Raw genomic sequence first — 12,041 nt, 5'->3', positions numbered from 1 at the left:
CACCTTCTCGCCCGTGAGCGGATGGCGGATCACCGCCGGGCAGCGGGTGCGCGTCTGCAGCGTGTCGCTGTCGAGCCAGCGCCAGGCGATGCCGGCGTCGGCGAGGCGGGCTTCCACGTCCTCGCGGCGCTCGGTCTTGTAGAAGTCCTGCCAGCTCACGTCCAGGCCCGGCGTGAAGGTGCGCACGTACAGCAGCTCCTTGCGCTCGAACTCGGCCACCATGTCGGCCGGCAGGCGGCGCAGCATCTCGCGGCAGTCGACGATGGGCGTGGCCCCGCCCACCGGCGAGGGCAGCTCGCAGAAGAACCACTGCTTGCGCGGCCAGCGGTCGAGGTGCGAGCTCTCGTTGTGGTACAGGATCATCTGCCGCTCGGGGTACGGCGTGGATCGGTAGGTCTTCTTGCCGCCCTCCTTCTTGGGCAGGTCGCCGTAGCTGCCGTACAGCTCGGGCTCGATGGCCTCGGCGAAGGCCTCGAAGTCCTGCGGCGTCTTCAGGCCGAAGTTGCGGAACAGGATGCCGCCGTGCCTGGCCACCAGCATCTCGATGTAGTCGGCCTGGCTCTTCGCCCAGGCCACGGTGTCGAGGTCGGCGGTGGTGGCCTGCAGCACGATGGGGAACTCGGCCCCGGGCTCGAGGAAGGAGGTCTGGACCACGGGGCGCGCGGCGGCGCGCGGGGCCTCGGTGCCGGGGGCTGCCTTGGCGAGTTTCCCAAGCTTGCCGAGCTTGTCTAGCTTGTTGCTGCTGCCGGCTGCGGGTCGGGTGGTGGTATTCATGTCGATTCGCTCCTGCGAAGGGGTGATGGCCGGCGCATCGATGGCCAGGCCCGGTGTTGCGACGATCCGCTCCAGCAGCGCGTGCCACGAAGCGGCGTACTTCTCGACGGTTTCCCGCCGGTACAGGTCTGTGGCGTACACCCACTCGACGGTGAGCGCGCCGGCCTGTTCCCTGGCGAACACCGCCAGGTCGAACTTGGATTCGTTCATCTGCTGGGGCAGCACCTCGACCTCGGCGCCTTCGATGGCGAACCGGATCTCCGGTGTGTTCTGCAGGACGAAGAGCACCTGCACCAGCGGATTGCGGTCGCGCGCGCGGCGCGCGCCCGCGAGTTCCACGATCTGGTCGAAGGGCACGTCCTGGTGGTCCATGGCGGCGAGCGTCTGTCGCTTCGTCCGCGCGAGCCATTGACTGAAATCCGCCGGCCGGCCTTCCATTCGCGAACGCACCGGCACCACGTTGACGAAGAAGCCCAGCAGCTGCTCCAGGTCCGGATGGCCGCGTCCCGCCACGTCGGTGCCGATGACGACGTCGTCGGCGCCCGAGGCCTGGTGGAAGAACAGGAAGAAGGAGGACAGCAGCAGCGTGAAGAGCGAGGCGTCGGACTCGCGCGCGAGCCTGCCCAGCGCCTGCGACAAGGCCGGCGAAAGCTCCAGCACCACCGAGCTGCCGGCGTGCGACGCGGTGGCCGGGCGCCGGTGCTCGGGCTTCAGGCTCGAGACCTGGGGCGCGTCGCGCAGGTAGTCGCGCCAGAACCCAGCCTTGGCACCGAAGGCAGGCGAGGCCAGCGCGCGCTCGTACCACGCAGCGTAGTCCACGTACTGCACCGGCAACGGCGCAAGCGCCAGCGGCTGGCGGCGCAGCGCGCGCTCGTAGAACTCGCCGAGCTCGCGCGCGAACACCGCGATCGACCAGCCATCGAACACGATGTGGTGCACCACGAGGATCAGCACATGCTCGCGCTCGCCGAGGCGCGCGACGGTGGCCTTGATCAGCGGGCCCTCGGCCAGCACGAAGGGCATGCGCACGAGTTCGTCGAAGAGCTCGGCGTAGCGGCGTTCGCGCTCGGCCTTGTCGGCACCGGGCACGTCGATCACCGGGATGTCCAGGCTCACGCGATCGCGGATCACCGCCACGGGCTCGCCCTCGCCGTCCTCGGCGAACACGGTGCGCAGCACTTCGTGGCGAGCGACGATGGCGTCGATGGCCGCGCGCAGCGCGCCGACGTACAGCTCGCCGTGCAGGGCCAGGCCGGCCGACATGTTGTAGGCCGCGCGGCCCGAGACGTTGGCTGCATCGGTGAGGCGGTCGACCAGCCACAGCCGGCGCTGCATCGGCGACAGCGGCAGCGCGCCGTCGCGCGGCACGGGTGCGATCTCGGTCGAGGCGGCGCTGCCCCGGTTCGCCGCGACATCCTGCACAGGCATGTGCGCCATCAGCCCCGCGATGGTCGGCGCCTTGAAGAACTCGCTGGGGTGCAGCTCGACGGCATAGGCCTTGCGGATGCGCGACAGCAGCTGGATGGCCACCAGCGAATCGCCGCCGAGTTCGAACAGGTTGTCGTCCATGCCGATGGGCGCGATGCCCAGCCGCTCGGTCCAAAGCGCCGCCAGTGCGTTCGCGAGCTCGCCTTCGGGTGCGACGAAAGGCGTCTGCAGCGCGGGGCGCGGATGGCTGCCGCCGCTCGCGGCGGGCTGCGCGCCTTCGGCATCGAGCAGGTCGAGCATGCCGTTGTCCAGCGGGCCGAGGCGCGCGGCGAGGTCGGTGGTCGAGATCACGGTCTGCGGCCGCGGCGGGCCGTTGACGATGCGCTCGAAGGTGCGCGCGCCCTCGGGGCCGTCCATGCCGATGCCTTCGGGCACCACCATGTTCTGGGCCATGCCGAGGCCGCGCCAGGCGTCCCAGTTGACCGAGAAGACCGGATAACCGCCGCTGCGCGCATGCGCGACGGCCACGGCGTCGAGATACGCGTTGGCCGCGGCGTAGTCGCTCATGCCCAGGCCGCCGGCCACGCTGGAGATGGAGGAGCAGAACTGCACGAAGTCCAGCGGCTGGCCGCGCAGCGCGTCCAGCAGCACGCGGGTGCCGCGCACCTTGGCGGAGAACACCGTGTCGACCTGCGCGCGCGTGCGCTGGGCCATGATGCCGCCGCCCGCATCGCCGGCAGCGTGGACGATGCCGTGCAACGCGCCGAAGCGCGCGTTCGCGAGCGCGAGCGCGGCCTGCACCTGTGCCGGGTCGGACACGTCGGCCGACAGGGTCAGCACCTGCGCGCCCAGCGATTCGAGTTCGAGCAGCTGGCGCAGGCGCGTTCTCTGCGCCTCGTTCTGGTTTGCGTCGCCGGCCAGCTTGCTCCACGCCGCGCGTTCGGGCATGGCCGTGCGGCCGAGCAGCACCAGCCTGGCCTGCCAGTGCTGCGCCAGATGCTTCGCGATGGCGAGGCCGACGCCGCCCAGGCCGCCGGTGACGAGGTACACGCCCTCCCGGCGAAGGCGCGGCCGTGCGGCGGCCGGCAGCGGCGCGGGCTCGTAAGTCCTGGCCCAGCGATGCGCGCCGCGATACGCCAGCAGCGGCTCGCCGGCCTCGTCGCGCAACGCAGCAGCTTCGGCGGTGATCTGTTCGACGAGCAGGTTCTCGGCCTCGCTTTCGGGCGCGGGCAGCATCACGTCGATCACGCGGCAGCGGATGCGCGGGCATTCCTGGCCGATCACCTTGGCCATGGCCGGCAGCGTGGCCTTCTCGGGGCACAGCGCCTCCGCGCCGGTGATGTCCTCGATCTGGTTGGCGACGATGGCGATGGGCAGCAAGGCGGCGGTGGCCGCAGTGGTGCGCGCATCCAGCGCCTGCACCAGCGCCAGCAGGCTGAAGAAGCCGCGCTCCAGCAACTCGGCCTGAGGACCGGCGGCGGGTACCTCGTCGAGGCACCAGAGATGGTGGATGGCGGTGACGGCGCCGAAGTCGGCTTCGACCTCGCGCAGCAGCCGCGCGTGGTCGGCCTGCTCGCCGGGGCGCAGCGCCCATTCGTCGCGGCCGTTGCGCGCGAAGGATTCGCCGCGCTGCGCGATGGCCACGGGATGGCCCTGCGAGCGCAGGTGCCGCGCGAGATGGCCGGTGAAGCTGCGGCCGTCGCCGTACACCAGCACGCAGCCCGTGGCAGGTTCGCTCGCCGGTGCCGGCATCGGCGCCTCGATGCGCTTCCATGCAGGCACGTAGAACGCGTCCAGCGGCTTCCTGCCCGGCGATTTCGCCGATGCGCCATCGGGTGCGTCGACCCAGTAGCGGCGGCGCTGGAACGGGTAGGCCGGCAGCGGCACGCGGCGGCGCGCCTGGCCTGCGTGGCAGGCGGCCCAGTCGATGTCCACGCCCGCGAGCCAGAGGCCGGCCAGCGCCTGCGCGATCTGCTGTGCGTTGCGCGCCCGCTGCTGCGGATGCGCCTGGCTGGCAAGCACGGCGGCCGCCGACGCGACCTTAGGGTGCTGGCGCGCGAGGCCCGCGAGCGTTTCGCCGGGGCCCACTTCGAGCACCACGCGTCCGGGCACGTCGAGCAGCGTGCGCAGGCCATCCACGAACTGCACCGTGCCGCGCAGGTGCTGCGCCCAGTAGCCCGGGCTCATGGCCTGTTCGGCCGTGACGAGCTTGCCGGTGACGTTGGAGACGAAGGGAATCTTCGGCGCCTGCCGCGGCACCGAGGCGATGAGCCGCTCGAGTTCGCCGAGCAGCGGCTGCGTCATCGCCGAATGCGAGGCGATGGACACATGCAGGCGGCGCGGCAGGTGGCCCTGCGCGCGCAGCTTCTCCTCGGTCGCCTCGATGGCACCGATGGGGCCGGAGAGCACGCTCAGCTGCTCGCCGTTGGCGGCGGCGAGGTCGCAGCCGTCCTGCAGGAAAGGCGCGAGCTCGGCCTGCGAGAGCGGCACCGCCGTCATCGCGCCGGGCTGCATCGACTGCAGCAGCCGGCCGCGCAGGGCCGCCACGCGCAGCGCGTCTTCCAGCCTGAACACGCCCGCCAGGCAGGCGGCCACGTATTCGCCGAGGCTGTGGCCCATCATCACCGCGGGACGCACGCCACGGCGCATCCACCAATGCGCCATTGCATATTCGATGACGAACAAGGCGGGCTGCGCGAGGGCGATGCTGAAGAGGCGCGCATCGGCGTCGGCCTCCGCGCCCGGCGCGGGGAACAGCAGCTCGCGCAGGTCGAAGCCGAGCTCGGGGCGCAGCAGCTCGCAGCAGCGGTCGACGTCATCGCGGAAGGCGGTGTCGCCGCGGTACAGCTCCAGGCCCATGTTGGCGTGCTGGGTGCCGCCGCCGGGAAACAGGAACGCCACTTCGGGCGGCTCTTCGGGCGCCGGCGCCGAGGCGGTGACGACGCCCTCGCCCGAGGCCAGCATGCGCGCGGCCGCCGATGCATCGTCTGCCACCACGGCGCTGCGATGCGCGAAGGCGCGGCGGCCCGACTGCAGCGTGTGCGCGATGTCGGTCAGCGCGAGCTCCGGATGCGCCTCGATGTGCGCGCCCAGCCTTTGCGCGGCCTGCCGCGTGGCGGCAGCGCTCATGGCCGACAGCGGCAGCACCTGCCAGCCGCTCTCCTTGGCCTGCTCGGCGATGGCGGGAGCTTCTTCCAGCACCACATGCACGTTGGTGCCGCCGATGCCGAAGGAGCTGACGCCAGCCCGGCGCGGCGCATCGCCCTTCGGCCAGGGCCTGGCCTCGGTGTTCACGTAGAACGGGCTGTTCGCGAAATCGATCTGCGGGTTGGGCTGCTCGAAATGCAGGCTGGGCGGCAGCGTCCTGTGGCGCAGCGCCATCGCCGCCTTGATGAGGCCGGCCACGCCGGCCGCGGCGTCGAGGTGGCCGATGTTGGTCTTCACCGAGCCGATGGCGCAGCTGCCCTTTTCGGTTGCCCCGCCGCTGGCGAAGGCCTGCGTGAGCGCGGCCATCTCGATCGGATCGCCGAGCGTGGTGCCGGTGCCGTGCGCCTCGACGTAGCCGACGGTGGCGGGGGGAACGTCGGCCACCATCTGCGCCGCGCGGATCGCGCTGGCCTGCCCCTGAACGCTGGGCGCGGTGAAGCCGATCTTGTCGGAGCCGTCGTTGTTGGAGGCGCTGCCCTTGATGACCGCGTGAATGGTGTCGCCGTCGCGCAGCGCCTCGGCCAGCCGCTTGAGCACCACGATGCCCGCGCCGCTGCCGATGACGGTGCCCGCGGCCTTCGCGTCGAAGGCGCGGCAGTGCCCGTCGGGCGAGAGGATGGCGCCGCTCTGGTAGCGGTAGCCGCCTTCCTGCAGCAGGTTGAGCCACACGCCGCCGGCCAGCGCCATGTCGCAGTCGTGGCTCAGCAGCGCCTGGCAGGCCATGTGCACCGCCACCAGCGAGGTGGAGCATTCGGTCTGCACGCTGACGGCCGGGCCGCGCAGGTCGAGCTTGTAGGCCACGCGCGTGCACAGCGAGCCGGCGGAGTTGCCGCTCATCAGGCCCAGCATGTCGGCGATGCCGGTGCCGGCGTCCACGCCGAAGGCGGGCAGCAGGTGCCGCATGAGGTAGAGGTTGGGGCCGTCGCCCGCGTAGACGCCGACCGAGGCGCCGCCCTTGCCCGCCCCCGCCTGCCAGCCGGCGCTTTCCAGCGCCTCCCAGGCGCATTCGAGGAAGATGCGCTGCTGCGGATCGAGGTGCTCGGCCTCGCGCGGCGAATAGCCGAAGAAGCCCGCGTCGAACTGGTCGAAGCCCTCGAACAGCACGCCGGCCTTCACGTAGTCGGGGTCGGCCAGAGTGCGCTCGGGCACGCCGCGCGCGCGCAGCTGCTCGTCGCTGAAGACGGTGACCGACTCCACGCCGTCGCGGATGTTGCGCCAGAAGGCGTCGACGTCCGGCGCGCCCGGGAAGCGGCCGGCCATGCCGACGATGGCGATCTCGATGCCCGTGTATTCGGGCGCAGGTGTCTGGTCTTGCATCAGAGGCTTCTTTCGGTGGGACGGCGGCGCTGCAGCAGGGCCGCGCGCTGGCGCTGGGCACGCGCCTGCTCGTCGTCGGCAAGCTCGTCGTCGGCAAGCTCGCCGCCGGAAGCGGCAGGCGCGGCGCCGCGCTGTCCCTGTTCGATGCGCCGCGCGAGCGCGCCGACGGTCGGGTACTTGAAGAGATCGACCACGGTGAGGCCCGGCTTGAGCCTGTCTTCCATCAGCCGGTGCATGCGGATCACGAGCAGCGAGTTGCCGCCGAGGTCGAAGAAGTTGTCGTTCATGCCGACCTTCGCGACCTTGAGCAGCTCGGCCCAGATCGCAGCCAGCGTCTCTGCCACGTCGCCCTGCGGCGCCTCGTAGGCATGGCCGCCCTGCCCCCCGGCGGCGACGGGCGCGGGCAGCGCGCGGCGGTCGATCTTGCCGCCCGCGGTGAGCGGAAAGCTCTCGAGCACCACGATGGCCGCGGGCACCATGTAGTCGGGCAACGCGCGGGCCAGTTGCTCCCTGAGCGCGGCGGTGTCGATCTGCGCGGCGGGCGCGGGCGAGACATAGGCGGCGAGCGAAGGGTCGGCCGCGGCCTCGTGCACGAGCACCAGCGCCTCGCGCACCGCCGGGTGCTCGCGCAGACGGGCCTCGATCTCGCCGAGCTCGATGCGGAAGCCGCGGATCTTCACCTGGTGGTCGAGCCGGCCGAGGTATTCGAGCTGGCCGTCGTCGCGCCAGCGCACGAGATCGCCGGTGCGATAGAGCCTGCCGCCTGCGTCGCCGAGCGGGTCGGCGACGAAGCGCTCGGCCGTGAGCGCCGCGCGGCCGAGATAGCCGCGCGCCAGCCCCTCGCCGCCGAGGTACAGCTCGCCAGCGACGCCCTGCGGCACCGGCTGCATGTCGGCGTCGAGCACATGGGCCGTGCGGTTGCCCACCGGTCGGCCGATGGGCGCGTAGCCCTGCACGTCGTCGTGCGCCGAGCCGTTCCAGGCGGTGGGCGTGATGACGGCCTCCGTCGGGCCGTAGGCGTTGACGATCCGTTCGGGCCGCAGCACGCGGCGGATCAGCGCCAGGTCTTCGCCGGTCCAGGCCTCGCCGCCGAAGAGCGCGAGGCGCACCGCATGCGCGAACGGCGGCTGGCCCTGCATCAGCTGGCGGGCATAGGCCGGCGGCAGGTCGACCACGCTCACTCGGTGGCGCTGCAGCAGCGCGTCGAGTTCGCCCGCGAGCGAGCACCACTGCGACTGCACCACGAGGGCCGCGCCCGTCGCGAGCGGCAGCAGGCACTGCTCGACGGCCGCATCGACGTGCGGCAGCGCGAACAGCAGCGAGCGGTCTTCGACACGCATGCCGCAGGTGCGTGCCATCGCCTGGATGTGCATGGCCAGCGCACCATGCGGCACGGCCACGCCCTTGGGCCGGCCGGTGGTGCCGGAGGTGTAGATGAGGTAGGCGAGCTGGCCGTCGTGCAGGTCGACTTCCGGGTCGGCGGAGGCTTCGCCGCGCAGTTGCTCTTCGTCGAACAGCACGGTGGCGATGCCTCGCTGCACTTCCGCATCCGCAGTGCTGGCCAGCAGCAGCCCGGCGCCGCTGTCTTCCAGCAACTGCGCAATGCGCTGCGTGGGATGCGTGGGGTCCAGCGGCAGGTAGGTGGCGCCGGCCTTGAGTACGCCAAGCAGGCCCACGACGCGATCTGCGGCCGATTCGATGGCCACCGCGACGACAGTGCCGGGAACTGCGCCCTGGCGGATCAGCCGGTGGGCGACGCGGTTGGCGCGTTCGTTCAGGGCCGCGTAGCTCCACTGGGCATCGCCGTCGATCAGCGCGACGGCGGCAGGGGTCGCGCGTGCATGCACTTCGAACAGGCGGTGCACGGGCTGCGGCTGCGGCGATTGCCACTCGCCCGTCGACCAGTCGCGCAGCTGGCGCTGCTGTGCCTCGTCGAACCATTGCACGTCGCCAAGGGCCTGGGCGGAATCCGACGCCAGCGCCTCCAGCAGCGCGCGGTAGTGCGCAGCGATGCGCTCGATCGTGGCGGGCTCGAACAGCTCGGCCGCGTAGGTGAACACGGCCCCGGCGCTTCCGTCGGCACGCTCGCGGATGTCGAGCACGAGTTCGAACTGCGCGGCGCCCTCCTCCATGCGGCGCTCGCGGGCTTCCAGCCCGGGCAGCGCGCGCAGCGTGTCCGCGTCCTCGCGCAGGTGGTTGAGCATCACCTGGAACAGCGGGCTGTGGCTCAGGCTGCGCTGCGGCTGCAGGGCCTCGACCAGCTGCTCGAAAGGCAGGTCCTGGTGGGCCTGCGCGCCGAGCGCGGCTTCTCGGACCTGCGCCAGCAGCTGCGCGAGACTCATGCGGCCGCTCACCGAGGCGCGCAGCACCTGGGTGTTGACGAAGAAGCCGATCAGCCCCGCTGTCTCGCTGCGGTGGCGGTTGGCCACCGGTACGCCGACGCGCACCTCCTGCTGGCCGGTGTAGCGGTGCAGCAGCGCCTGGAAGCCGGCCAGCAGCGCCATGAAGAGCGTGGCGCCCTGCGCCTGCGCCGCGGCGCGCAGCCGCTCGACGATGGTGGCGTCGAATTCGAAGGCATGGCTGGCGGCGCGGTAGCTCGCAACCGCCTGGCGCGGATGGTCGGTGGGCAGGGCCAGCACGGGATGCTCGTCGCCGAGCTGGGCACGCCAGTAGGCAAGCTGGCGTGCGGCCTCGCCTGCGGCGAGCCAGTCGCGCTGCCAGAGGGCGTAGTCGGCGTACTGGATCGGCAGCGGCTCGAACCGAGGGGCCTCGCCCTTCGCGCGGGCCGCATAGCCTGCGCCGAGTTCGCCGACCAGCACCTGCATGGATGCGCCGTCGGACACGATGTGGTGCGCCACGACCACGAGCAGGTGACGGGCGTCGTCGATGCGGATCAGCGCCGCGCGCAGCAGCGGGCCTTCGCCGAGGTCGAAGGGCTCGGCGTGGACGCGGCTCGCATGCTCGATCGCCGCAGCTTCGCGCTCGTGTGCCGGCAGATCGCGCAGGTCGACGTGCCGCAGCGAGAACTGCGACACAGGCTGAAGCCACTGGCTCACGCTTGCGTCCGCCGCCGCGCGGAACACGGTGCGCAGGCTCTCGTGGCGGGCCACGATGTCGACGAACGCAGCACCGAGCGCTTCGGCGTGCAGCGGTCCCGACAGATCGAGAGCCACGCCGACGTGGTACGCGGTGCTCTTCGGATCGAGCTGCCACAGGAACCACTGGCGCTCCTGCGCGTGCGAGAGCGCGAGCGGGCCGGCGCGGCGCTCCGCCGGCAGCACGGGGATCGCGCTGCGCGGGCTGCGCCGGCCGCTCGCGAGCACCCGGCGCACTTCGGCCGAGAGGTCACCCAGCCGGGGCTGTTCGAAAAGCATGCGTGCGGGGAAGTCGATTTCCCAGCGGTCGGCGATGCGGGCCGCGACCTGCGTGGCGGCGAGCGAATTGCCGCCACGGATGAAGAAGTGATCGCCGCGCGCGAGCGCGGGCTGCTGCGCGTTGCGGCGCAGCACTTCGTTCCAGATGGAGGCGACGGCCTGCTCCAGTTCGTCGAGCGCCGGCTGCGCCACAGGCGCATTCGCCGTCGCCGCCGGGCCACCGAGCACGAATTCGCCATGCGCGTACATCGCGTAGGCGTCGGCCGTGCGGTCGATCCAGCCTTGCCGGCAGGCGCCGCGCTGCAGCTTGCCGCTGGTGGTCTTGGGCATGCCGCCGGGGTTGAGCAACATCACCACGGACAGCGGCTCGCCGAACTGCTCGCTCACGGCCGCGCTCAGCGTTTCGACCAGCGCCTCGGGTCTGACCAGCTTCTGCGTGCTGCGCGAGACCTCGGCCGCGAGGCCGATGCCCTCGCCGTTCGGCCCATCGACTGCGAAGGCGGCCACGCGGCCCTTGCGCACGATGTCGACCTCGGATTCGATCATCCGCTCGATGTCCTGCGGGTACAGGTTGTGGCCGCGCACGATGATCATGTCCTTGATGCGCCCGGCCACGTAGAGCTCGCCCTCGTGCACGAAGCCGAGGTCGCCGGTGCGCAGCCAGGTGGCGCCGTCGTGCTCGACGAAGGTGTTGCGCGACACATCCGGCTTGTTCCAGTAGCCGCTGCCGATGCTGGGCCCCGTGGCCCAGATCTCGCCGATGCCACTCGCGTCGCGCACGGCCAGCGAAACCGGGTCGACGATGCGCACGGCATGGCCGGAGACGGTCCTGCCGCAGCCGACGAGCGTGGTGCTTTCTTCGGATTCGGCTTGGCTTTCGACAACGCCGCGCGCGAGGCTGCGGCTCGAGAAGCCCTGGGCGACCATGCCCGCGCCGCGCCGGCCCCCGGCAACGAAGAGAGTCGATTCGGCGAGACCGTAGCACGGATACACCGCCCCGGCGGCGAAGCCCGCTGGCGCGAACTGCGTCCTGAATTGGCGCAGCGTGTCTGCGCGCACCGGCTCGGCGCCGGAGAAGGCAAGAGTCCAGCTCGACAGGTCGAGCTTGCACAGTTGCGCTTCCGAAACTCTTTCGAGGCACAGGCGGTAGGCGAAGTCGGGCCCGCCGCTGATGGTCGCGCGGTGGCGCGAGATGGCTTCGAGCCAGCGCACGGGCCGCTCGAGGAAATAGCGCGGCGACATCAGCACGACGGGAATGCCGCGATGCAGCGGCTGCAGCAGGCCGCCGATCAGGCCCATGTCGTGGTTCAGCGGCAGCCAGCTTGCGAAGGTGTCGTCCTGTCCGACGGAAAGGCCCTCCTCGATCGCGCGCATGTTCGCCATGAGGTTGGCGTGCGTGACCATCACGCCCTTGGGCGCGGAGGTCGAGCCGGAGGTGTATTGCAGGAAGGCAATGTCGGAAGCGGCCGGCGTATGCGGCGCCCAGCGGTCGGCATCCTCGGTGCCGATCTCGTCGACGGCGATCAGCGGCACATCGGCAAAGGCTTCGGCCACGCTGGCGATGGACGCCTTGATGGCCGCATGCGTCAGCACACAGCAGGCGCCGGCATCGGCCGCGATGCCCTCCAGCTTGCCGAGATGCCGCTTGCGCGTCGATTCGGGCGGGAACACGGGCACGGCGATGAGGCCGGCGTAGAGGCAGGCGAAGAAGCTGACGACGTAGTCGTCGCTGTTGTCGAGCATGATCAGCGCGCGCTCGCCACGGCCATGGAACTGCTGCAGCCGCGCCGCGAGGCCGCGCACGCGCTCGTCGAGCCGGCTGTAGCTGATGGGGGTGTCGAGGGGGGCGCCGTCGCGGTCGGTGACGGCGATCAGCGCGGTGTCGCCGGGCCGCCGCGCAGCCAGATCGCGCAGGTGGCTCACGAAGTCCACGGGATGCAT

The 12,041-nt window shown here is 71.5% G+C and carries 2 protein-coding genes (1 of these 2 only partly in view); both read right to left on the bottom strand.

The window, feature by feature from the left end; translation table 11 throughout:
- Window positions 1-6,726 carry the 5' portion of an SDR family NAD(P)-dependent oxidoreductase gene (locus tag ACAM57_RS09515; protein WP_369661475.1) on the bottom strand. Its footprint begins 363 nt before the window's first position, so 6,726 of the gene's 7,089 nt are visible here — the first part of the coding sequence; the start codon lies at window positions 6,724-6,726; the stop codon falls past the left edge of the window.
- The gene (locus ACAM57_RS09510) at window positions 6,726-12,041 is read right to left on the bottom strand and encodes an amino acid adenylation domain-containing protein (protein WP_369661474.1); all 5,316 of its coding nucleotides are present in this window, start codon (window positions 12,039-12,041) and stop codon (window positions 6,726-6,728) included. The genes ACAM57_RS09515 and ACAM57_RS09510 overlap by 1 nt, the downstream gene beginning before the upstream one ends.

This window comes from Variovorax sp. V15 (assembly GCF_041154425.1).
GTDB lineage: Bacteria > Pseudomonadota > Gammaproteobacteria > Burkholderiales > Burkholderiaceae_C > Variovorax > Variovorax guangxiensis.
The sequence above is the reverse complement of the archived record's forward strand: the minus strand, read 5'-3'. Positions and strand labels throughout refer to the sequence as shown.